General features: G+C 63.2%; 20 protein-coding genes and 1 riboswitch. Of the genes, 10 read left to right on the top strand and 10 right to left on the bottom strand.

What is annotated here, in order from left to right; translation table 11 throughout:
• Window positions 1-147: 147 nt before the first annotated feature.
• The 8 genes from flhC to G3T16_RS01740 all read right to left on the bottom strand — a co-directional run bounded on the left by flhC (window position 148) and on the right by G3T16_RS01740 (window position 7,540).
• Window positions 148-702 (bottom strand): flagellar transcriptional regulator FlhC, encoded by a 555-nt coding sequence (gene flhC / locus G3T16_RS01705; RefSeq protein ID WP_163493557.1) that lies wholly within the window; start codon window positions 700-702, stop codon window positions 148-150.
• Between the two features lie 3 nt (window positions 703-705).
• Entirely contained in the window at window positions 706-1,044 is a 339-nt protein-coding gene (locus G3T16_RS01710) for a flagellar transcriptional regulator FlhD (RefSeq protein WP_163493558.1), read from the bottom strand.
• A gap of 258 nt (window positions 1,045-1,302) precedes the next feature.
• A riboswitch (cyclic di-GMP riboswitch) is annotated at window positions 1,303-1,391 on the bottom strand.
• 150 nt (window positions 1,392-1,541) lie between these two features.
• Window positions 1,542-1,844 (bottom strand): EscU/YscU/HrcU family type III secretion system export apparatus switch protein, encoded by a 303-nt coding sequence (locus G3T16_RS01715; protein ID WP_163493559.1) that lies wholly within the window; start codon window positions 1,842-1,844, stop codon window positions 1,542-1,544.
• On the bottom strand, window positions 1,841-3,145 hold the full coding sequence (locus G3T16_RS01720) for a flagellar hook-length control protein FliK (RefSeq protein WP_163493560.1): 1,305 nt from the start codon (window positions 3,143-3,145) through the stop codon (window positions 1,841-1,843). Before G3T16_RS01720 ends, G3T16_RS01715 begins: the two co-directional genes overlap by 4 nt.
• Window positions 3,146-3,147: 2 nt before the next feature.
• Window positions 3,148-3,573: a flagellar protein FliT gene (locus tag G3T16_RS01725; RefSeq protein ID WP_163493561.1), complete on the bottom strand. Its 426-nt coding sequence runs from the start codon at window positions 3,571-3,573 to the stop codon at window positions 3,148-3,150.
• A gap of 16 nt (window positions 3,574-3,589) precedes the next feature.
• Window positions 3,590-4,024, bottom strand: a complete 435-nt coding sequence (fliS, locus tag G3T16_RS01730; RefSeq protein WP_163493562.1) for a flagellar export chaperone FliS — start codon at window positions 4,022-4,024, stop codon at window positions 3,590-3,592.
• Window positions 4,025-4,202: 178 nt separating this feature from the next.
• Window positions 4,203-5,555 carry a flagellar filament capping protein FliD gene (fliD, locus tag G3T16_RS01735; protein WP_163493563.1) on the bottom strand — a complete coding sequence of 451 codons (1,353 nt, stop codon included), beginning with the start codon at window positions 5,553-5,555 and terminating at the stop codon, window positions 4,203-4,205.
• A gap of 203 nt (window positions 5,556-5,758) precedes the next feature.
• Window positions 5,759-7,540, bottom strand: coding sequence for an HD domain-containing phosphohydrolase (locus tag G3T16_RS01740; RefSeq protein ID WP_163493564.1), 1,782 nt, complete (start codon window positions 7,538-7,540; stop codon window positions 5,759-5,761).
• Window positions 7,541-8,233: 693 nt separating this feature from the next.
• Here G3T16_RS01740 and G3T16_RS01745 point away from each other — a divergent pair.
• The 5 genes from G3T16_RS01745 to G3T16_RS01765 all read left to right on the top strand — a co-directional run bounded on the left by G3T16_RS01745 (window position 8,234) and on the right by G3T16_RS01765 (window position 15,057).
• Window positions 8,234-9,427, top strand: a complete 1,194-nt coding sequence (locus G3T16_RS01745; protein ID WP_163493565.1) for a FliC/FljB family flagellin — start codon at window positions 8,234-8,236, stop codon at window positions 9,425-9,427.
• Window positions 9,428-9,553: 126 nt separating this feature from the next.
• Window positions 9,554-13,012, top strand: a complete 3,459-nt coding sequence (locus tag G3T16_RS01750) for an O-linked N-acetylglucosamine transferase, SPINDLY family protein (protein WP_163493566.1) — start codon at window positions 9,554-9,556, stop codon at window positions 13,010-13,012.
• Between the two features lie 88 nt (window positions 13,013-13,100).
• A complete protein-coding gene (locus G3T16_RS01755) occupies window positions 13,101-13,922 on the top strand; it encodes a motility protein A (protein WP_163493567.1) in 822 nt (273 codons plus the stop codon).
• Window position 13,923: 1 nt separating this feature from the next.
• Window positions 13,924-14,670, top strand: coding sequence for an OmpA/MotB family protein (locus tag G3T16_RS01760; protein ID WP_163493568.1), 747 nt, complete (start codon window positions 13,924-13,926; stop codon window positions 14,668-14,670).
• Between the two features lie 27 nt (window positions 14,671-14,697).
• On the top strand, window positions 14,698-15,057 hold the full coding sequence (locus G3T16_RS01765; protein ID WP_163493569.1) for a flagellar protein FlaG: 360 nt from the start codon (window positions 14,698-14,700) through the stop codon (window positions 15,055-15,057).
• An 81-nt stretch (window positions 15,058-15,138) separates the two neighbouring features.
• Here the strand turns inward: G3T16_RS01765 and fliE are convergent, their stop codons facing one another.
• The gene (gene fliE, locus G3T16_RS01770; RefSeq protein WP_163493570.1) at window positions 15,139-15,474 is read right to left on the bottom strand and encodes a flagellar hook-basal body complex protein FliE; all 336 of its coding nucleotides are present in this window, start codon (window positions 15,472-15,474) and stop codon (window positions 15,139-15,141) included.
• 255 nt (window positions 15,475-15,729) lie between these two features.
• On the opposite strand from fliE, the gene fliF reads away from it, so the two are divergent.
• From fliF to fliJ, 5 genes are read left to right on the top strand one after another with little or no spacing between them, the layout of a single operon-like run.
• A complete protein-coding gene (gene fliF / locus G3T16_RS01775; protein WP_163493571.1) occupies window positions 15,730-17,460 on the top strand; it encodes a flagellar basal-body MS-ring/collar protein FliF in 1,731 nt (576 codons plus the stop codon).
• Window positions 17,453-18,469 (top strand): flagellar motor switch protein FliG, encoded by a 1,017-nt coding sequence (fliG, locus tag G3T16_RS01780; RefSeq protein ID WP_197911848.1) that lies wholly within the window; start codon window positions 17,453-17,455, stop codon window positions 18,467-18,469. The genes fliF and fliG overlap by 8 nt, the downstream gene beginning before the upstream one ends.
• Complete coding sequence (locus tag G3T16_RS01785; RefSeq protein ID WP_163493572.1) at window positions 18,462-19,226, top strand: flagellar assembly protein FliH; 765 nt, start codon at window positions 18,462-18,464, stop codon at window positions 19,224-19,226. The genes fliG and G3T16_RS01785 overlap by 8 nt, the downstream gene beginning before the upstream one ends.
• 47 nt (window positions 19,227-19,273) lie before the next feature.
• Window positions 19,274-20,611, top strand: coding sequence for a flagellar protein export ATPase FliI (fliI, locus tag G3T16_RS01790; RefSeq protein ID WP_197911999.1), 1,338 nt, complete (start codon window positions 19,274-19,276; stop codon window positions 20,609-20,611).
• Window positions 20,608-21,078, top strand: a complete 471-nt coding sequence (gene fliJ, locus G3T16_RS01795) for a flagellar export protein FliJ (RefSeq protein ID WP_163493573.1) — start codon at window positions 20,608-20,610, stop codon at window positions 21,076-21,078. Before fliI ends, fliJ begins: the two co-directional genes overlap by 4 nt.
• Before the next feature lie 439 nt (window positions 21,079-21,517).
• On the opposite strand, the gene G3T16_RS22945 is transcribed toward fliJ, so the two are convergent.
• Window positions 21,518-21,973: a hypothetical protein gene (locus tag G3T16_RS22945; protein ID WP_163493574.1), complete on the bottom strand. Its 456-nt coding sequence runs from the start codon at window positions 21,971-21,973 to the stop codon at window positions 21,518-21,520.
• Window positions 21,974-22,070 lie beyond the last annotated feature (97 nt).

Raw genomic sequence — 22,070 nt, forward strand, 5'->3', positions numbered from 1 at the left:
CGTGGATAGCTACTTGACCTACTATCGGCCCAAAGGCACAGGGCTTGAGGCTGAGGAGCAGAATCTTTGCCGCGGACCACCCCCTGCGTCACAACGCAATCGGGCGCCCGCGAAGGCGCCCGATTGCGTGCCGGACACTGATCCTGCTCAGGCGCTACGGCAATTCGCAAGCTGTCGGTCCAGCACCGACTGGGCGGTCTTGCCCGCCCGCGAGGGCGGCTGGCAGATACCGCAGACATAATCCTTGTTCGGAGTGTGTGCATGCATCACGAAATGGCCGCTGCAGCGGGTGCATTCAGACATCTCGAACATCCTGCTCTCGAAGAAGCGCACCAGGGTCCAGGCCCGGGTCAACCCCAGCACCGGCTCCAGGTCCTCCAGCGCGAGCTGTTCCAGGTACAGCCGGTAGGCTTTGGTGAACCCCTCCATCCGCCCGCACTGAAGTACTTCGGTAAGCTGCCGATAATAGTTGTAGAACAGGGACGAATGAATATTGGGCTGCCAGGTGATAAACCAGTCGGTCGAGAACGGCAGCATGCCCTTGGGCGGGGACATGCCGCGCACTTCCTTGTAGAGCCGAATCAGGCGTCCCCTGCTCAGGTCGGTCTCGGTTTCCAGTACCTGCAGCCGCGCCCCGAGCTCGATCAGCTCGATGGCCAACTGTACCTGTTGCATCTCCGCAACCAGACTTTTACCGGCCATGAGTTATCGAGCCTCCGCTGCGGGCCGCGAGGTAATCGGCGTGACTGTGGCCATCAGCAGCGAGGCGTGGATCCCGCCCATGCCCTGATCGCGTTCATTGTCGACCAGCTGTGAAACCTGTTCGGAGTCTTCAAGACAGAGACGAAACAGGAACTGGTTGTTGCGCGCCAGCTGGCCCAGCTGCCTGGTCGAGAGGGACAGCAGTTGTGAGCCCATCGCATCGTCGATCTTCAGACGCATCAGCGCCATTGTGTAATCCGCTTTCAGCAAACGCTGGGCGACCAGCAGGTAGGTCAGGTTAAGGTCCTGGATCTCCGCCAGATCCTCATTGAAGTTACTCATTGCAGTGCCCTTTTTTTTTCATCATCCGAAGCCTATGCTCCCCAATCCCGCCGCTTCCAGAGAATTGCCTTGACGCGCAAAACCTGTCTGGCTGCGGCTTCCCCAAAACTGGACGCGTTACCTGGGTGAATGAAGCCGGAAGGGTTGTCTGCGGGATCGATACTTTATCGCGCATTATCTTCCTGGTTCCGCTCGAGCCGGCAGCTGATGAACGGGGGCGCGACAAACAGAGACGCGGGCGGGTGGCCCGGTATGATATGCTGCGGTTCCTCGATCATGGGATGCTGGCACCCTTTAGACAGGTAACTTTGCGTCACCGCCTTTCGGCGGTTTTGCCACTTCAAGCACCCAACAGGCAGCAATCCCGCGAGGTGCCAAACAGCGCTTCCACTCCTGAATCGCTGTATGGGAACCTTTGTACCGGGACCAGGAGTAGCTGACAACGAAGCTATGGCGCAAACGTGAGACCGGTCACAAAAACTCTGTGATTCGCGGCATCAAAGCCGTTCGGACTCCTCGGCAGCAGCAGTGTCGCCAAGCTCGCCGACCCAGACCAGCAGTTCGGCGATGACCTGGTACAACTTCGGGGGAATCTGTTCGTCGATGTCCAGCTGCATCAACAGGGCAACCAGTTCCGGGGCGCCGTGGACATAGATACCCTGGCGTCCTGCCTCCGCGATGATACGGTCTGCCAGTTCACCGTAGCCGCGGGCGACGATGCGGGGTGCCGCCTCACCCTCGCCATAGGCCAGAGCCACCGCCCGCTTGCGGGGCCGGTCAGTGCTGTCATGATCGTTCATGAGCGTTCGCCAGTGGTGGCGAGATGCAATACCACGGCGTCAAAACCCACCCGGGAGAGCCGGGTTTCGAGCTCATCGCGATTGGCCTCCAGCCGCTGCAGCAACACCGGATCGGCGCTGGCCAGAGTCATCGCCAGGCGCTGCTCCGACAGCTGCAGAGAAACCCGGATTTCACCCAGATTGACGATCTCGAGTACCAGCTCGGTACGCCAGCCAGCCTCCTCCTCCGACTGCTCAGGCTCCGCCTCCGCCGGTGTCTGCCAGTCCTGCTGCGCGGCGGGCAGTTGGATCATCAGCGCCATGAACACTCCCGACCAGACATCACCCTCCCAGCGCAATACCGGCATCGCCAGCATCTCCAACTGCTGGCGTACCACACTCTGCAGCGGTTCGCTGACAGGTGCGACCGACTCCGGCCGGGCTCTGGCGGACTCCTGGCCAACCGCAGCAGGCCGTTCCCCCGCAATTTCGGGCACACCAGCACTGCGCTCCGCCTGCTGTACTTCGGGCGCGCCCGCCGGCGGCACCACAGCTATTTGCGGTATCGCCGGCGGAGGCCGGGTGCCCGGCTGGGCCGTAGCCGGAACCTGGGGCATGGTATAGGTTGGGCTCTCAACCCCCGGGCGGAAACTGACATCAGGGGCCGTCACAGCAGCACCCATAACGGCAGTCGCCAGGCCGGCGCGGACATTGCCGGCCGCGGTGCCCGAGGCAAATGGCGGCAGTGGTCCGGCGGCCGCTGCTGCCGCACGACCGCTGCCGGCCTGGGCCCGGCCGGCTTCCAGCCCGGCCTCGGCCATGCGCTGCATCTGCGGCTCGCGCTCCAGCTGCGCTCGCGGCAGACTGCCTTTGTACCAGCGTTGCAAATGGGATTCATAGAACAGGCCGCTGCTGTCAACGCTCGACTTGAGCCTGGCTGCCAGTTCGGCCGGTTGCGGCGTTTCACCTGCGGCCAGCAATGGAGCGGACGCCCTCAGAACCGATGGCGGCGCGGGAAACCGCGCCAGTACATCGGCGATCGCCCGAGCCCCGGAACTGAAATGCGTACGTGTGGACGACTGCCCCGGCTCTCCGCTGACAGACGCGCCAGAGGCAGCAGTGCCGCGGGAACCTGTCTGCGCGGGTGCCGCAATCGTGGGCGCGCGGGGGTCCAGCCGGGAATCGCTGTGAACCGCCTGGGGCGCCGTGCCCGGCAGCATCGGCCTCACCGGTTCGTTCAGTTCGCGGGCAGAGGCAAGGTCGACCGGCTTGCCCAGAACCTGGTGCAGCAAGGTATCGAGTATCGGCGTGATGCCACTCACGGTCAGCTGTCGTCAGCAGATCCGTCGGCAGGCGCCGCGGGTGCATCGGCGGGACCGTAGGTACGATTGAGACTGCTTTTGCGCCGATTGACACCAATCATCGCACCCAGCTCATCGCGTCGGGCCAGCAGGTGGTTGCGAATCTTGATATCATTGTCGAGAATCAGTTCGAGCAGATCCGCCTTGCGGTTGCGCTGCTGTTCATCAAAAACAACATTCCGCTCCAGCCGCACCAGCTCTTCGACATCGATCACGTAGCGTGATTCACGCTCCATCAGCGCATCCCAGTCGCCCTGCTTCGCCCGGGACAGCATGGTACGAGTGGAAACCAGCAACGATTCGTACACGGCCAACACATCTTCCGCCGTGGCTGGCGCGGTTTCGCGCTGTCCTGGAGGAGCCCCGGGAGACCCCGGTGGTTTTTCCATATCACGCACCAGCATCCTAGCGCCCGCTCTCTGGGTGGGAGAGTTCGATCTTGCCGATATCAAGCCAGGCAGAACCTATGTCATCCAGCAGGCGCGAAGCCTGATCCAGGGACGCTTCGTCATTGTGCATATTCGCTGCCAGCAGCAACCTGCCTATGTAATCATAGAGTGCGGCAAGGTTTTCCGCCAGTTCTCCGCCCTTGTCCCTGTCCAGAGCCGACAACAGCCCATTGTTGACGATATCCAGGGCCTTGGACAACGCCTGGCCCTTGGCGGCGGCGTTGCCTTGCTGCATCTGCAGGCGCGCGGTGCGAATGGAACTCTGGGCGCCGTCGAACAGCATCGCTATCAAACGGTGCGGACTGGCCGACAGGACACCGCTTTCGACGCTGACCCGCGCGTAGCTGCCGGCGCCCCGGCTGTAGGCAGCTGCTCTTTGTGCTGTGCTCATCTGTGTGATTCTCCTGTAACTGTATGCCTGTCGCCGCCCGATGTCTGGCGTGGGGGTGGCCGATATGGACTCCGGCTGCCCGCTACCGGCAAAGTGTTGACAATAGCGGCCCTTGCGAAGAAATTTTGTTCCGCGTCACCGCGAGCTGGCGTGTGACAGCCCTGGCCCGAATACCCGATTAATTATCGCGCCCCAACTGGGTGTTCATCATGTCGAATTGCTGGGTCAGGTAGGAACTGACCGAGTTCATGTTGGCTACCATCGCATCGAGCTGGCCAAACTGCTTGCGGTAGCGCTCGATGGTCGAGGCAATGCTGCTTTCGGCACGCTCGTAACGGCGTTCCAGCGACTCCATGCTGGTCGTGAGTCCGCTGGTTGCGTTGTCGATCAACCCCTTGTCCTCGACCATGGTTTCCAGAACGCCGTTGATCCGGCCGGCGAAACCACCGGTCTCGCTGTCGCCGGCAAAGAATGCGGCCAGATCATCGCTGCCTGTTGCCAGCAGCTCGTCAATCGTCGCTTCATCCATGACCAGGGTACCGTCCAGCTGACGGGTTATGCCCAGATCGCTCAAAATACCGAGTTCTCCGCCCTCCTCCGCGGTACCCAGCGCCACCCGCAAACGCGAATCCACTGAGCGCAGCGTGCTGTTGCCCAGCAAAGTGCCTGCGGTACCGCTCTCCTGGTCGTAGCCGGTCAGGCTGTCAATGGTCTTTTGCAGGCTGTTATAGCTGGTGACAAAATTTTCGATGGCGGTCTTGATGGCCCCCTTGTCCTGTTCCACCTCCAGCGTGACATCACCGGTATCGACCAATTCCAGCGTCACGCCCTGAATGGCACCCTCCACGGTATTGGTCTGGCTCTGGATGTTGATGCCATTGACCGTCAGTTGGGCATTGGCGGCAGTAATCTCAGTACCTGCATCCAGGGTCAAACTTCCGCCCAGGGCGCCGAAATCAACTGCGCTGATTGCCGCCTCGGTGCCTGTTTCGCTGGAGGCCAGCACCAGCCGGTAAGGCTGTGCCCCCCCGTCGTTGACAATGGACGCCGCCACGCCACCATCAGCGGCGTTGATCGCATCCCGGATCGCTTCCAGCGAACTGTCACCCGCCGGGATATCCACATCCAGCGTGTCGCCATTGGCGAGGGAAACACTGATTGTGCCCGCCCCCAGCGCAGCGCTGCTGTCCGCAACGCCCTGGGTGGCAATGCTGTAACCGCGAGCCTTGTCGGTAATGCTGATCTGGTAGCTGCCCGCCATGGTATCGCCGCCGGTCGCGGCCGTCGCAGCCTCCCCCGACACAGTGGACTTCATGGTCGCAAAGGCCTCGGCATCGTTGAGCTTCGCAGCAGCACTCTGGAACTGGGTCAGTGCGCTCTCCAGCCGGCCGAAGGCCGAGATTTTCGCCTGATGGCCCTGCCGCTGCTGGACCAGAGGCTCCAGGCGCTGCCGTTCCGCTGACTCCAATTGATCCAGAAGCCCGGTCAGGTCCAGGCCCGAGCCTACCCCCAGTGCTGAAATACTCGCCATGATGCTTCCCTGTTCGCCGGTTGTACCATTGTGCTCTTTGTCCTGCCTGCGCAAACCGCAGATAAGCTGTCACAGAGCGCCCTATTTACAGCTATCGGCCTGGAGGCGCGGGGCTTTAGCCAGGCATCAGCAATTTCCCGATAATCACCATAACCATGGAACTAAAAGCTTATATTTCAAATAGTTAAATCCCATTCTTTATGTCAAATATAAGAATTACCACGATATATCTGCCCCCTACCTCGCTCAGCGACCGGGGAGCCGGGGTTATTTATCGGGACTGCATCCCTAATAGAACAGTGCCCCCGGGCGCGCCGTTGCAAGGATCGCTTGTGGCTCTCCCAGACGCAGCAAGGTGCCCTCTTCCACCAGCTCACCCAGGTTGTCAGGGGGCCTTCGGATGCGGCCAGCTGTACCCGGGCAGGCCGGCCTTCACTGTCCAGCCGCTGCACCCAGGCCAGCTCTCCTGCGGGATAGCGCAGCAGTGTGCCCACCGGCAACTCGCCAAAATGTTCGAAGTAGCGCGTCACCCAGCGGGCGTCAAACTGCTGCGGACGCTGTTCAAGAAAATCCCTGATCCGGTCCACCGTCATGCCCGGGCCGGCGGGCCCGGGACGACTCAGGCGGTCCGCGATCTTCACTACAGCGGCGAGGCGGGTCAGTTCGTGCAGCTGATCGCCCTGCCACTGGCGGGGATAGCCGCTGCCGTCCAGGCGCTCATTGGCGCCTTCAACCACTGCCTGGATAACGGTGACCGACAGCCAGTGGCAGGCTTCCAGCTGCGGCAGGATCAGCTCGACATGAGCCTGGTATTGCCGCTCTTGATCCGCACTGCGATCAGGGTTCTGTAACAGCTCCACCGGCAACAACGCCTTGCCGAGATCGTGCACCAGGGCACTCGCTGCCAGTGCCTTCTGCACTTCCCGCGGCATCTTGAAGGCGCGACCAATGTCGACCAGCCGCACCGCAACGCACAGACTGTGCTGCACCAGTTGCGGTTCGCGGCCCAGGCACTGCAACGCAAACAGCACGGCCTCGCGATCCTCCTCCAGCAGTGCCAGCAGCCGGTCAGCCGCATGCGAGAGCGGCACGGAACCCACCGGCCGGCCATCGCGCAACTCCAGAACCTGCTGGTCCAGGAAACCGGCTACCCGGGCAAGCCGCCGCGTCATCGGCGTGGCATAGCGCAGGGCGTGACGCAGCCCCACCGTCGGCGCCGAGCTGTTGGCCTGGAACAATTGCGAGGGCGCCAGCGAGGTCGCCTCGACACTGGCACTGCGGGCGGCCTCGCGCTCGATCTCACGGACAAAAAACCACAGCTGACGGTCCTGGTCCACGCTGCGCGGCTCAAAGGCGAAGCCCACCGCCAATACCTCGCGTTCAGCATCGGTCATATGGTGCCGCGGCGTTGCCCTGATCACGAATCGCAGACCGTTGGGAAAACAGAATTCCAGTTCCAGTGGCGACTGGTTCAGCGCCACCAGTTCACTCATGTTGGGCAGCACCTCGACCAGGCAGCCGTTCATGGACAGGTCGCGCAAATCGCCCTGGAAGGTAGCCGGGTTATTCAGGTCCCGCAGCAGCACACCGACCTCCATCCCCAGCCGCGGTGTCGCCCGGTAGTCGTCACGACGCTGAAACAGATGCAGCTCTGTGGGATAATTGCAATGGCATTGCATCCGCCCCTCGACCTCGTCGAATTGACTGACGGTCAGCATGGGGGTTCGCACCATGCCTTCGAGGCCCTGCCCCAGCAGGCGCAGTCCCGTTCCCCGCTGCAGCGGCGCGACCACTTCACGGATAGCGGACACATCCAGCACCAGCGCCTCTCCCGGTATTGTCTTTGCCAGCACCACCGGCAGCGGCTCGCTACCGGGCTTGTCCAACACCAGCGAGGCAGCCCCCGGCTGGGTCAGCTTTTCCAGCATCTCTTCTATTTCAAGCGGATTGCCGATGGTGATAGCACCACCCTCTTGCTCTATCATCCTGGGGCCCCGGTCGCGTCAGCCAGAATACAGGGAAGCAGATACACATATGCACTGCGGTTGATCATGTCTATCGGCCGCGCCTGCCGCGCCTTTAGTCGCGCGTAGCGGCAGCCGATACTATAAAGGCTGTCATATCAAGCTCTGTTCATACTATTGCCACCGCGAATAACGATATAGAGCATTGGTGTTCCCTACGACAGAGATTGTTCCATCAGTCTACTACACAGGTAGAGACATTGGCCGGGGTGCGGTGTTCAAGACCGTATGCAGCAGGGATGCTGCATCCGAGCCTCCATGGACGGATTCACGGCGTGTCTTGAACACCGCACCCCGGGTGATGGCTCGGCGGTCGAAGTGTCAGGCTTCCCGCCCGACAATCCAGTACGTGACCAAATAAAAAATATGTAACAGCAACGGGGTATATAGAGACAGCAATGCATCGCGCCCTGGCGGGCTCGATCACCGCGACCGCCTGCCACCACCGACAGGCATTTATTAGCCACAGGCCGGAACGGTCCCCGAGGCCAATAACAAAGATTCCGAATAAATTTCTAAAGCTGCCCGGCGCACCGCCGAAATTAGGGGTAACGGCACATGGCGCCGTTGCGGTGGCCCCACAATCAGCCCAGCTGACCACAAGGACCCGCCGGTAACCTCGAACGAACCAGTCTACTAGAAAAGGACATCGTTATGTCAGTAATCAACACCAACATCACCGCTATGATCGGTCAGCAGAATCTGGGCAAATCCCAGAGCGCCCTGCAGACCTCCATGGAAAGGCTGTCGTCTGGGCTGCGTATCAACAGCGCCAAAGACGATGCCGCCGGCCAGGCAATCGCCAACCGGATGACTGCCCAGATCACTGGTCTGTCACAGGCCCAGCGCAACGCCAACGACGGTATTTCTGTCGCGCAGACCGCTGAAGGCGCCCTGAACCAGGTCAACGACAACCTGCAGCGCATTCGTGAGCTGGCGGTTCAATCCCAGAATGGCACCAACTCCACGGATGACCTGAAATCCATCCAGGCTGAAATCAACCAGCGCCTGACCGAAATCGACCGCATCTCCGAGCAGACCGACTTCAACGGCGTGAAAGTCCTGGCCGATGACCAGACCCTGAGCATCCAGGTTGGCGCCAACGACGGCGAGCGCATCGACATCTCCCTGAGCGAAATCACCTCCAGCACCCTGAACCTGGGCAGCTTCAACGTCAACGGCCCGCAGGGTGCGCTGACTGCTCAGACTGGCGGCACCACTGCCGAAATGCAGGATGCCTACGGTGACACCACTGCAATCGCCGACACCACCGTGGCTGAGAGCACCGGCGGTGACCTGGCGGCACGCCTGGGCGTTGCGGCTGGCAGCGTTGTCTTCACCGGCACCGCGCAGACCGACGAGGCTGGCAACTTCTACGCCGAAGTGACCATCACAGCCAACAGTGTTGCCGAATCCAACTCGCTGAAAGCGCTTGGCTTCGACCTGGATAACGGCGCCTCCGGCACCTTCTACATCGCTGTTGAGCCCAGCGAAGCGGCCACCGCCGGCACCACCGCCGCGTTCAGCCTGGACACCGCCAACCTGAGCCTGTCTGACCTCAGCGCCGGCCGCACCTCCAACCCGATGGCAGCCCTGGACTCAGCGCTGGAATCGGTAGACGAGCTGCGCTCCGACCTGGGTGCGATCCAGAACCGCTTCGAGTCTGCGATCGACAACCTGCAGACCAACCAGACCAACCTGTCAGCAGCCCGCTCGCGGATTGAAGACGCCGACTACGCTGTCGAAGTCTCCAACATGACCCGCGCGCAGATCCTGCAGCAGGCTGGCACCTCGGTTCTGGCCCAGGCCAACCAGGTTCCGCAGAACGTCCTGTCACTGCTGGGCTAACCCCCACGGTACAGGCGAGGCTCTGAGCCTCACGAAAAGGGCGCCTTTTGGCGCCCTTTTCTTTTGTTCACTCCCCTTGGCGCTGCGGTAGGCTGACTAAAATCTCCCTGACAGTCAGATCAGACCATGGCGAAACAGCTGCGCAAGACGGGCGTTGCCCGACACTCCACCAGAACCGTCTCCCGCAAGCTGCGAGAGCAGCTCATCGGCCACTACCAGGCCCGTGCCTGGGATCGGGCCTCCGCGCTGGCAGTGCAATTGACTCGCGACTATCCCGGGGATGCCTTCGCCTGGAAATCACTGGGCTCGGTGCTGCTGGAATCCGGTGACTGGGTGCGGTCGCTGGAGCCGCTGGACCAGGCCCTGCAGCTGGATCCGCAAGACCCCGAACTGCACAATACGCGGGCCCAGGCCCTGTACCGGCTGGGCCGGGCGGTGGAGGCTGTTGATCACCTGGAAACGGCGCTGAAGCTGAAGCCGCGCCTGAAGCAGGCGCGGCTGCTGCTGATCAAGCTGTACAATGACGCCGGCGGTTTCAACGAAGCGCTGGCCCATGTCGCAACCGCCGAACAGCACTTCCCCGGCGACGATGAAGTGCTTGCCCGCAAGGCCCATGCCCTGGCCAAGCTGACCCGCTTCGGCGAAAGTATCCAGACCCACGAGGAACTGGTCGCCAATTTCCCCGACGACCCAGTGCACCTGTCCAACCTGGCCAGCGCCTACCGCAGCGTCGGTCGCTTTGAAGAGGCAGAAGCGCAGTACCTGCGCGCATTGTCGCTCGCTCCCCAGCAGGACAAGACGTATTCCAATTACCTGATGGCGATGCACTACAATCCGGCCCACTCAGCGCAAGCCCTGTTCGATGCCCATCGGCAGTGGCAGGACAGGTTCGCGCCCGAGCAGGCGCCGGTCCGGCCCCGGCCGGCGGACCGCTCCCCCGGCCGGCGCCTGCGGGTCGGCATGATTTCAGCCGGTTTCCGGATCCACCCGGTGGGGCAGATGATTACCTCAGCGGTAGAGCAGCTGCCCAGGGACCAGTTCGAACTGTACGCTTACACCATGAGTGACCAGGTCGATGTACTGACCACCCGCATGCAGGACCGGGTGGACCGCTGGCAGTCGGTGACTCACCTGGCCGAGGACCGGCTGGCACAGCTGATCCGCAACGACGGTATCGATATCCTGCTGGACCTGTGCGGTCACACCGAAGGTTGCCGGTTGCGGGCGATAGCCCAGGAGCCCGCGCCACTGCAGGTGAAGTGGGTGGGGGGCCTGATCAACACCACTGGCCTTAGGGCAATGGACTACCTGATTTCCGATGCGGTGGAAACACCACCGGGTGCGGATGAATTCTACATTGAAAAATTGATCCGCATGCCGGATGACTATATCTGCTATATGCCCCGCGGCAACGCCCCCGATGTGGCTCCGCCACCCGCCGCCAGCAATGGAGTCATCACCTTCGGCTGCTTCAATAATCCCTCCAAGATCAACGAAATACTGCTGGATCAGTGGGCACAGATCCTGCTTCAACTGCCGGGCAGCCAGCTGTTTCTGAAGGGCATGCAGTTCGACAGCGAGGAGTTCCGGGAACGCACATTGTCCGTGCTGGCACAGCTTGGGATCGACCGCGGCCGCGTAATCCTGGAGGGGCACTCAGACCACTACCAGTTGTTGCAGGCCTACAACCGGGTGGACATCGCGCTGGATTCCTGGCCCTATTCCGGTGGCCTCACCACCTGCGAGGCACTGCTGATGGGGGTGCCGGTCATTACCCTGCCGGGCCCCAGTTTCGCCGGACGCCACTCCGCCAGTCACCTGACCCACGCCGGGCTGCCGGAGCTGGTGGTGGACAGCTGGGAGCGCTACCGTGAACTGGCACTGGATCTGGCATCCAGCCTCGACAACCTCAGCGTCATCCGCGCTCAACTGCGGCAGCAACTCACCCGCTCCCCGGTATGTGATTACCGGCGCTTCGGTGCCAACCTGGCCGCGGCCCTGCGCGCCATCTGGCGGCGCTACTGCGAAGACAAGGCACCGGCTGCACTGGACTTCGACCATCAGGGCCAGCTCTGGTTTGAAGGCGACTCCGTGCCGACGGCAAGCGCAGCTGTCGCGCCGGCGACTGCCTCCGTCAGCGACTTCCAGTGGCAACTCGACGGTCGAGTCGTGGTGCTGGACAATGGCGCCAAACTGTTCCGGGACCGTGGCTTCGCCGCATTGCGCCAGCTCAATGCCTTTACCGTCATCGGCTTTGATCCCGCGAGCCAGGTGGAACAGCCAGAACAGTACAGTGACGAGGACCAGCTGCAACTGTTCCCGCATGCAGTGCTGGGCGACGGCCAGCCGACCATGCTGCATGCCTGCCTGGACCCGGAGCTGAGCAGTACGCTGCCACCACTGGCGGATACCGCGCTGCCAGCGGCACTGCGCCAGGGCGCCCGTGTGTTGACCCAACTGCCGATCAGCACACTCCGTCTGGACAGCATTGAAGGCCTGGATGGTCTCGACTGGTTGATCCTGGATCAACGCAGTGACAACAGCACGATATTGCAACATGGCGCGCAGTCACTGCAGGATACTCTGCTGCTGCAGGTCGGCGTCGCCTTTCAGCCCACCCACCGGGGCCAGACCACACTGGCGGAGCTCAACGACAAGGTCGCGGCGCTCGGCTTCCGCTTTTACCGCTTCAACGACATGCGCTATCACAGCCACTGGCCTGCTGATGCAGCGCCGCAGCCTGATGTAGGCACCGAACTGGCCAGCGCCGACGTGTTGTACCTGCCCTCCCCCGAGCGCATGGCGACACTCAGCGACAGCCAGCGCCTGAAGCTGGCCTTCCTGCTGCACGCCGTATTCGATATCCGCGATCTCAGCTACAGTCTGCTCAATGACCAGGATCCGGAACTGGCCGCGAGCTATCTGCGGCAGATGCAGGTTGCCGACACGAAGCCGGGCAACCCCGCGGCGGTGGCTTCGACTTTTACGGAACCCGCGCCGGAGACACTGGAACTGCCCGACAAACCCTTCATGACAGACGCCGAGGCCGGCCTGTTCCGGCGCTATCTGGAACAGGCGCAGGAATATTTTGAATACGGCTCGGGTGGCTCAACAGTCTGGGCTGTGGAACAGGGTCTGGTCGTGCGGGGCGTGGAAAGTGACCAGCAATGGGTCACGGCGCTGCAGGCGCGTCTGGGCGAGCGCTGCCAGGTGACCGCCGTGGACATTGGCCCCACCCGCGAATGGGGCTTTCCGACCTCGCTGGATCATCAGGACCAGTTCCCGGCCTACAGCCTGGCGATCGAGCAGCATGCCAGGGCTTTCGACCTGATCCTGGTGGATGGCCGGTTCCGGGTGGCGAGCACCCTCGCCGCAATCCGGCACCTGCGCACCCACCACAGCCATTGCGAAGACGCCAGGATATTCATTCACGATTTCTGGAACCGGACCCAGTATCACGCTGTGCTGGAATTCCTCGACACGGTGGAGCAGTGCGAAAGCGCGGGCGTGTTCCAGCTGCGCAAGGACCTGGATCCGGTGCGCCTCGATGCGCTCTGGCAACAGTATGCAAAAGTACCCATCTAAGTCACTCACCATCGGCAGCGATGCACGCTCAAGTTACTGCGGCCGCCGCCGATACTCCTGTTAACTGCTATTTTTGTGTGGATGCGCGATGAATCCCTCGACGATCATCGGCATGGTGAGCAGCGTTTTCCTGCTGGCTACTGTGTTGCTGTTTACTGCCGAATCACCCCTGAGTTTTGTCAATCTGCCGGGCCTGGCCATTGTTGTCACCGGCACGCTGGCGGCGACATTCATCAGCTATCCGATGGCCGAAGTACTGCATGTGGTGCGGCTGGTGGCCATCGTGTTCCGGCGGGAGAACATCTACACGGGTGACGATATCCGCGAACTGGTGGAACTGTCCAGACTCTGGTTCAAGGGCAAGGCCCGGGAGGTGGAAAAGGCCCTGGAAAACACACGCAACCCCTTCCTGCGCACCGGTATCGAGCTGGTCATCGCCAACACCCGGGAAGAGGAAATTCTGGAGTTGTTGCGCTGGCGCATCGCCCGCCTGAAGGCGCGGGAGCATGCCGAGGCCCAGATCTTCCGCACCATGGCGGTGTATGCCCCCGCCTTTGGCATGATCGGCACACTGGTGGGACTGGTAAACATGCTGGCCGTGATGGACCGCGGCAGCATGCATATCATTGGCCCGCACATGGCGGTCGCACTGCTGACCACCTTCTATGGGATCCTGCTCGCCAATGTGCTGTTCAAGCCGATCGCAGTCAAGCTGGAACGGCGTACGGAAAAACGCCTGATCGCGATGAACATGGTGCTGGAAGGGGTTTCGCTGATGTCCCGGCGCAGGTCACCGTCGTTTATCGAGGCCACCATGCACTCCTTCATGACCACCTATGAAGACGAGATTCGCGACGCCCCGCCTTCGTCGCGCGAGGACGAGATACCCGCGTCCCAGGTCCAAGGCTAGCATGCTTCCCGTCAGCGCTGCCTATGATGACCTGATGCCGGACCCGCCCAGTGGCGAGGAAGAGAGCTGGTTGCTGAGCTATCTGGATGTCCTGACCCTGATCCTGACCCTGTTTGTTCTGCTGCTGTCATTCGCCAACTGGGAGCCGTTGGGCAGCGACACGCCACCGGTGGAAGCGGCAGTGGCAGAGGCGACTCCCGGGGAAACCGTAACACTGCCGGTCATCGCGCCGCTGCCGAGTGCCGCTGGCGATGGCTTGCTGCCCGCACACGATGGCCTGCTGACCCAGCAACAGGCCATCGCCGACAATATCGAAACCCTGGCGCTGGAAGGCGTGGAAGCCACGCCCGGACTCGAGGGCATGACACTGCGCATTGCCGACCACCTGTTGTTTGCCAGCGGCCAGGCCAATCTGACCGCCGGTGGCAAGAAGGTGATACTCAAGCTGCTGCCGCTGCTGGAGCGCTACCCGGGCGAGATATCGATCGAAGGTCATACCGATGATGTGCCGATCCAGACCGAGCGCTTCCCCTCCAATTGGGAGCTGGCCTCGGGCCGGGCCATTGCAGTACTTCGATTTCTGGTCGGCAGGGACCTGGCGCCGGAGCGCCTGCGGGCTATCGGCTACGCCGACATGAGACCGCTGGAGTCCAACGACAGCAGCGCCGGACGCGCCGCCAACCGGCGTGTCGAGCTGGTATTGCGGGAGCCACCCACGGACCGCAGGAGAGCTGATGCAGGACAATAAATTCACTACAACACAGGGAAGGCCCCCATGAGCACATCATTATCAGTCAGCAGCCTGACCCCGGCACCAGCCGCGCTGGACGGGTCCCGGCGCCAGCAACTTGAACGGGTTGTGGCCCAACTGCCGCTGGGTTCAGGGGCACAGACGGGTACCGGCGCACGTTCGCCCGGACCGGAAGAACTGCTGGCGCCGGTGCAGCAGATCAACGCCACCCTGAAAAATCACGGGGTCAAGTTCGAGCTGAGCGGTGAACCGCCGCAGACCGTGGCCCGCATCGTCGACCTGGATACCGGCGACCTCATCCGCCAGATACCCTCGGAGGAGGTGCTGGTGGTTGCAGAACGGTTGGAGGAAGTGCGCGGGCTACTGTTCAACGAACAGACCTGATTGCCGCCAGCATTCGTCCAGCGCGGCAGTTGTACCGGTCAACCCGGCAGCTGAGCTGTGCGCGGCGCCCATGACCAGTGATCAGACCTGCATGTTCATGACGTCTTTGTAGGCCGTCACCAGCCGGTTGCGCAGCTGCACCCCCAGTTCAAACGCGACACTGGCTTTCTGTCCGTCCATCATCACCTGGTGCAGTTCCACGCCGGGGTCTCCCGCCTGGAAGGCCCGGGTCTGGGCGGCGGCAGTCTGGCCCAGACTGTTGATACGGTTGACCGCACCATAGAGTGCATCGGCGAAGCCCTCCTGTCCTACAGCAGTATTGATCTGGCTGCCCTTGCCCTCAATGGCGCCGGCCTGGGCCTGGTTGGCCAGTGCCTGCATCTGGCTCAGGGCCGACTGAATTCCCGGGGTGCTCATAGCGGAATATCCTGCTGGTATCGAAATCAGGGCTCATCGTAGCAAGACCGTGGCGGGCACCATACGGCCAATTAGCCACAAAAATCCGGGCTGTTCTTCCCTTTACTGTCAGGAGCACTGCGCATAATAGGCCTCGTCACAGTACCGCCGGATTGCCGGCAGTACTTTCGCAGCCAATGAAACTGTTGCCATGTTCGCCGTCCTGCCCGGCAGACACAGAACTTGCAGCAGGCCCTGTTGCCCAGAGGGAGATGCATGAGCAACGGCCCGTCCGCCATTGACGGCACTAAACAGGATACGCCCCAGGCCAGCGCCACAATACCTCCGTGGCTGGCGCAACTGCGACGCAATCCCCTGATACCCCTGCTGATCGGCGGCGCGGCCGTGATCGCCGTGGTCACTGCGCTGTTTCTGTGGGCCAGTGCACCGGAATACCGTGTCCTCTACAGCAACCTGGGGGAAGCCGACGGCGGCCGCATCATCACCGAACTCGAACAACGCGCCGTCCCCTACCGTTTTGGCGCCGGCGGCCAGACCCTGCTGGTGCCGGCCGACCAGGTCCACAGCCTGCGCCTGAGACTGGCTGAACAGGGCCTGCCCCGCGGCGGCAATGTCGGCTTCGAGATCATGGACAACCAGGCCTTCGGGGTCAGCCAGTTCAGCGAACAGGTAAACTTTCAGCGCGGCCTGGAGGGCCAGCTGGCCGGCTCCATCGAAGCCCTGGGTCCGGTTGCCCGGGCCCGGGTCCATCTGGCCATGGCGCGGCCGTCGGTGTTTGTGCGCGACCACAAGCCGGCCAAGGCTTCGGTGGTGCTTACCCTGCAACCGGGCCGCGCGCTGGGCGAAGGCCAGGTCAGCGCCATTGTGCATCTGGTATCCAGCGCGGTACCTGAGCTTGCCGTGGAAGATATCACCGTGGTGGACCAGCACGGCGCCCTGCTGTCCCGCACCGGTTCCATCGGCGGCGATGACCTGGATGGCACCCAGCTGGATTTCACCCGCGACATCGAACGCAATTACCGGCAGCGGATAGAAGCCATTCTCAGCCCGATACTCGGCAGCAGCAATGTCCGCGCCCAGGTGACCGCCCAGGTAGACTTTGCCAGCCGCGAGGAAACCGCAGAGAGCTACCGTCCCAACCAGGACGACAATGAGGCAGCGGTCCGCAGCGCCCAGACCCGCACCTCCTTCAGCAGCGGTGATGGTGTGGCCCGCGGCGTGCCCGGCGCGCTGAGCAATACCCCACCCGGCGCCGCCCCCTCACCCGTGGAACTGCCACCCGCCGATGAAGACGGTGAGCAGGAAGGCAACGAGAACAACAGGGGCCCGGACAACCTGCAGCGGGAAGACGTGTTCAACTATGAAGTGGACCGCAACATCGTCCATACCCAGCACCGCCGCGGCCGCATCGAACGCCTGTCGGTAGCCGTAGTGGTCAACTACCGCGACGGTCTCAACGAAGAGGGCGAAAGCGTACAGCAGCCCATTACCGAGGCGGAGCTGGAGCAGATTTCACGCCTGGTCCGGCAGGCCATGGGCTTTTCGGAAGCCCGTGGCGATGCCCTGGAGATCGTCAACAGCCCGTTTACCGAGTCCAAAGAAGAAATCATCGTCGAAGAGTGGTGGCAGTCGGCCGAGATCCAGCGTCTGGCCCTGACCCTGGGCCGCTACCTGCTGGTCGCGTTGCTGGCCCTGTTCCTGTACTTCCTGCTGCTGCGGCCGCTGATCCGGAAATACACTGCCGCACAACCGGCCCCGGCCGTTACCGAAGAACCGCGGCTGCGCGCCACGGTAGGCGACGATGACCAGGCCAGCGGGGGCGAGGAGTCCGGCGATCCGGAAGATGGCACCTACGACGTGCCCAGGGGACGCCGCAGGAAATCGTCCGGCTACGAACAGAACCTCGCCGATCTGCAGCTGATGGCCACCGAGGATCCCGCCATGCTCGCGATGATCGTGCGCAACTGGATTGCCAAATATGAGTAACGTCAAAGTCGACCCGTCTAAAATGAGCGGCACGCGCCGCGCGGCCATCTTGCTGCTGGCCCTGGAGGAAGACTGCGCCGCCGAAATCTTCAAGCATCTTTCGGCGCGCGAAGTACAGGAGCTGGGCAAGGAGATGGCCGTCCTGGGTCAGGTATCCCACGCCGAGATGAAACACGTGCTGGAGGAGTTCTTCAAGGAATCCTCTGAATACGCGGCCCTGAACCTGCACACCAGCGACCATATTCGCGCGGTGCTGACCAAGGCGCTGGGCACCGAGCGCGCTTCCAGCATTATCGAGGACATTCTGGAACACAGCGGCACCAACTCCGGTATCGACGCCCTCAATATCATGGAGGCCTCGATCGTCGCGGAAATGATCCGCGACGAGCACCCTCAGATTATCGCCACCATTCTGGTGCATCTGGAGCGGCGCCAGGCCGCGGATGTACTGGAGCTGTTCGATGAGAAACTGCGCAACGATGTGGTATTGCGGGTCGCCACCTTCAGCGGCGTGCAACCGGCGGCGCTGCAGGAACTGACCGAGGTGCTGGGCGGCATGCTCGACGGCCAGAACCTCAAGCGCAGCAAGATGGGCGGGGTGCGCACCGCGGCCGAGATACTCAACCTGATGAACTCCAGCCAGGAAGAAGCGGTGATCGACAATGTCCGCGCCCACAACGAGTCGCTGGCCCAGAAGATCATCGACGAAATGTTCCTGTTCGAAAACCTGGTGGACCTGGACGATCGCGGTATCCAGCTGCTGCTGAAGGAAATCAACACCAACTCCCTGATGGTGGCGCTCAAGAGTGCCCCGAAGGAGGTGGTGGACAAGTTCCTCAACAACATGTCCCAGCGCGCCGCCGATCTGTTGCGCGAGGACATGCAGGCCTCCGGCCCGGTCCGCGTCTCGCATGTGGAAAACGAGCAGAAGGCCATACTGCAGGTGGTCAGGCGCCTCGCCGACAGTGGCGAGATCGTGCTGACCGGTGGGGACGACAGTTATGTCTGAGTCCCGTTCCAGCCGCCCGGCCAGAAGCAGTGCCCACTGGCAGCGCTGGCGCATGGGCGAGCTGGGCACCGCAAGCCCTGCTCCTGCCGGGGGCCCGGATGGCGAGAGCGGCAGCGATGGCGGGTTCGAACCCTCCCTGCAGCAGCGCGCCAACCAGCAGCGCGCCGAATTCGAGGCACTGTGCCAGCAGACCCTCGCCACTGCCCGCAGCGAGGGCTACCAGGAGGGTTTTGAGTCCGGCCGCGAGGCCGGCTACAACGAAGGCCTGGAACAGGGACGGCTCGCCGGCGAACAGGAATTGCAGGCCCAGGCCCGGGTCGCCCTGGCTCCCCTCGCCGAGCTGTTGCAGACCTTTCACGAGGCCCTGCAGCAACTGGATGACAGCGTCGCCGACGAACTGGTGGAACTGGCCATGGAAACCGGCCGCCAGCTCGCCGGCGAGGCGCTCAAATCCAGGCCTACCCAGGTGCTGAACCTGGTGCGCAAATTGTTGCACAAGGAGCCCCTGCTCAGCGGCCAGCCGCGCCTGTGGCTGCACCCTGCCGATCACAAGCTCGTGGCCAGGGAGCTGGGGGCTGAATTCGAGGCGGCCGGCTGGGCACTGCAACCCGACGATCAGATCAATCGCGGCGACTGCCGGGTCACCAGCGTCAGCGGAGAGCTGGATGCAACCCAGGACAGCCGCTGGCGCATGTTGCTGGGCCAGATCCGTCGCCCCCGGCGCCGCCAGACCAGCAGTGAAGGTGCAGCCAAGTGAGCACTACAGCCGTCTTGAACCCCCACCAGGCCAGCTGGCGCCAGAGTATCAGCAAGGTGCGCAACCGCATTGTCAGCACCCCGGATTACCTGGTCAGCGGACGCATCATCCGCGCTACCGGCCTGGTGCTGGAAGCGCTGGGCCTGAAAGTGCCGATGGGTGCCGGTTGCCGGATAGAACTGTCCCCCGGCGCCGCCGAGGGCCGCTTCGCAGACGCCGAGGTGGTCGGCTTCGCCGGCGACCGGGTCTACCTGATGCCACTGCAGGAGCTGAGCGGCCTCGCCCCCGGTGCGCGGGTGTTTCCGCTGGGCGATGATACCGGCTCGGGAGAGCGGCGCTTTCCGCTGGGCGACGCGCTGCTGGGCCGGGTGGTGGATGGCAGTGGCCAGCCGCTGGACGATGCCGGCCCGCTGCTGGAGGTCGCCCGCGGCTCGCTGTCGTCACCTGCTTTGAATCCGCTGGCGAGGGCTCCCATCGACACCCAGATCGACGTCGGCATTCGCGCCATCAATGCCCTGCTGGCCGTCGGCCGCGGCCAGCGGATGGGTCTGTTCGCCGGCTCCGGCGTGGGCAAGTCGGTACTGCTGGGCATGATGGCCCGCCACACCAAGGCCGATGTGATCGTGGTGGGCCTGATCGGCGAACGCGGCCGCGAGGTCAAGGATTTTATCGACAACATCCTCGGCGAAGAGGGCCTGCGGCGCTCAGTGGTGGTGGCCGCTCCCGCCGACACCTCTCCCCTGCAACGGCTGCACGGCGCCTCCTATGCCACCCGCCTGGCCGAGCACTTCCGCGACAGCGGCCGCAGTGTACTGCTGATCATGGATTCCCTGACCCGCTTCGCGATGGCCCAGCGCGAGATCGCGCTGGCAATCGGCGAGCCACCGGCCACCAAGGGCTACCCGCCGTCGGTATTCGCCAAATTGCCGGCACTGGTGGAACGGGCCGGCAACGGCCGGCCGGGAGGCGGATCCATTACCGCGTTTTATACCGTCTTGACCGAGGGCGACGACCAGCAGGATCCGATTGCGGATGCCGCCCGCGCCATTCTCGACGGCCACATCGTATTGTCGCGGCAACTGGCGGAAGCGGGTCACTATCCGGCCATCGATATTGAGGCCTCGATCAGCCGGGCGATGACCGCGATAGTACCGGACCAGCATCAACAACTGACCCAGGCCTTCAAGCAGATGTTCTCCCGCTACCACCGCAACCGCGACCTGATCAGTGTGGGTGCCTACAGCCCGGGTCACGACCCGCAACTCGATCAGGCGGTACAACTGTATCCGCAGCTGGAGCGCTTCCTGCAACAATCCATGAATGAACAGGCAGGCATCACCGACTCACAGCAGGCGATGGCCTCTGTTCTGGGAGCCCAGCCATGAATGCCGTCAAACGCAGCCCGCTCGACACGCTGATAGAACTGACCCGGCAGTCCCGCGACGGCGCCGGCAAGTCGCTGGCCGACGACCGCAAGCGCAGTCTCGAAACCATCTCCCAATTGGAAACCCTGGCCGACTACCGGCAGGAATATGCCAACCAGCTGCAGGACATGCTGCGCCGGGGCACCGACACCGCCATGCTGCACAACTACCAGCAGTTTCTGAGAACCCTGGATGCCGCCATTGCCCGGGCCCGGGAGACGCTGTCCCAGCAGGAGCAACGCGTGGCCAGCAGTCGCCAGCAATGGCAGCAACAGCAGCAACAGCTATCGTCCTATGACACCCTCGCGGGCCGCCGGGCACAGCAACAGCGCCGGCAGGAACAGCGGCGGGAACAGGTACAGAGCGACGAACTCACCAGCAACATGAGTGCGCGCCAGCGCCAACAATCCGATCCACAGGATCAGTAGGAGTCATCATGGAAATCACCGCCCTGCTTTCACAACGCGCCGCTTCTGTGTCCTCCTCCCCGGCGGAAGACAGTGCCGGCGGTTTTGCCAATGTGCTGCAATCCGTGGCGGCCCGCTCGCCCGCCGGCGGACACGCCGCGCCGGGGTCTGCTGCGCCAATGCCGCGGGTGCCGGCTGATGCCGGCAGCTCCGGTTCCCGGCTGCCGCTGCAGTTCACGATCGGCGAGTTGCAGGATCTGCCCCCCGCCCTGGCAACCGCGACTGACGCTGCTGAGCCGGCCGCTGGCGACACCGCCCCGGGCGGCGACGAGATGGTTGCCACAGCCACCGATCTGGTGCCGGAAGTCGCAGCTCTCGCCGATCCCGGGGCGCTCTCGCAGGCTGCCGCCGCCATCAGGACTGAGTCCGTCAAGCCTGGAGGCCCAGCGACAGAGGGACCTCAGGCCCCGCTTCGGCCAGAGCCCGCTGCCGGCGGGACGGCGGCTGGATCCGGACCGTTGCCGGACGCGATGGTGATTGCGGCTACCGCGGCCCCGCCAGCGCCGGCAATGCCAGCCGACAGACTCCAGACGCCGGCCGTACCGGCCGCCCGCGGCGCGCTGCCTGAGACCCGGCCCGGCGCGGCGCATTTCACCACCGCCAGTTCGAATCTCAACCCCAGCCCGGCCCAGACCATGGAAGCCTCACTGACCCCAACCACTGCGGCGACAAGCACCACCCCGGCACCCGGCAGCGGCCTGCCGCTGCCGGACGTGGACTGGAGCCGCAACAGCCAGGCCGAACCGCAGCGTGGGCCCACCGAATCTGTCGGCAGCACCGCGCTGAGCAGTTCGGCCCTCGCCGGCACCAGCAGCAGCGCGCCACAGCCGGCAATGTCATCGCTGCTGCAGGCCACGCTGAGCGCACCGGTCGCCAGCCCGGCCTGGCAGCAGCAATTGGGCAACCAGTTGACCGGCCTGGCCCAGCGCGGGCGGCAACAGATAGAACTGCAC

This window comes from Kineobactrum salinum, assembly GCF_010669285.1.
Lineage (GTDB): Bacteria > Pseudomonadota > Gammaproteobacteria > Pseudomonadales > Halieaceae > Kineobactrum > Kineobactrum salinum.

Excerpts from the sequence above, each read along its gene's own strand:
- flhC (WP_163493557.1), bottom strand. The coding sequence starts at position 702 with ATGGCCGGTAAAAGTCTGGTTGCGGAGATGCAACAGGTACAGTTGGCC.
- G3T16_RS01710 (WP_163493558.1), bottom strand. The coding sequence starts at position 1,044 with ATGAGTAACTTCAATGAGGATCTGGCGGAGATCCAGGACCTTAACCTG.
- G3T16_RS01715 (WP_163493559.1), bottom strand. The coding sequence starts at position 1,844 with ATGAACGATCATGACAGCACTGACCGGCCCCGCAAGCGGGCGGTGGCT.
- G3T16_RS01725 (WP_163493561.1), bottom strand. The coding sequence starts at position 3,573 with ATGGAAAAACCACCGGGGTCTCCCGGGGCTCCTCCAGGACAGCGCGAA.
- fliS (WP_163493562.1), bottom strand. The coding sequence starts at position 4,024 with ATGAGCACAGCACAAAGAGCAGCTGCCTACAGCCGGGGCGCCGGCAGC.
- fliD (WP_163493563.1), bottom strand. The coding sequence starts at position 5,555 with ATGGCGAGTATTTCAGCACTGGGGGTAGGCTCGGGCCTGGACCTGACC.
- G3T16_RS01740 (WP_163493564.1), bottom strand. The coding sequence starts at position 7,540 with ATGATAGAGCAAGAGGGTGGTGCTATCACCATCGGCAATCCGCTTGAA.
- G3T16_RS01745 (WP_163493565.1), top strand. The coding sequence starts at position 8,234 with ATGTCAGTAATCAACACCAACATCACCGCTATGATCGGTCAGCAGAAT.
- G3T16_RS01750 (WP_163493566.1), top strand. The coding sequence starts at position 9,554 with ATGGCGAAACAGCTGCGCAAGACGGGCGTTGCCCGACACTCCACCAGA.
- G3T16_RS01755 (WP_163493567.1), top strand. The coding sequence starts at position 13,101 with ATGAATCCCTCGACGATCATCGGCATGGTGAGCAGCGTTTTCCTGCTG.
- G3T16_RS01760 (WP_163493568.1), top strand. The coding sequence starts at position 13,924 with ATGCTTCCCGTCAGCGCTGCCTATGATGACCTGATGCCGGACCCGCCC.
- G3T16_RS01765 (WP_163493569.1), top strand. The coding sequence starts at position 14,698 with ATGAGCACATCATTATCAGTCAGCAGCCTGACCCCGGCACCAGCCGCG.
- fliE (WP_163493570.1), bottom strand. The coding sequence starts at position 15,474 with ATGAGCACCCCGGGAATTCAGTCGGCCCTGAGCCAGATGCAGGCACTG.
- fliF (WP_163493571.1), top strand. The coding sequence starts at position 15,730 with ATGAGCAACGGCCCGTCCGCCATTGACGGCACTAAACAGGATACGCCC.
- fliG (WP_197911848.1), top strand. The coding sequence starts at position 17,453 with ATGAGTAACGTCAAAGTCGACCCGTCTAAAATGAGCGGCACGCGCCGC.
- G3T16_RS01785 (WP_163493572.1), top strand. The coding sequence starts at position 18,462 with ATGTCTGAGTCCCGTTCCAGCCGCCCGGCCAGAAGCAGTGCCCACTGG.
- fliJ (WP_163493573.1), top strand. The coding sequence starts at position 20,608 with ATGAATGCCGTCAAACGCAGCCCGCTCGACACGCTGATAGAACTGACC.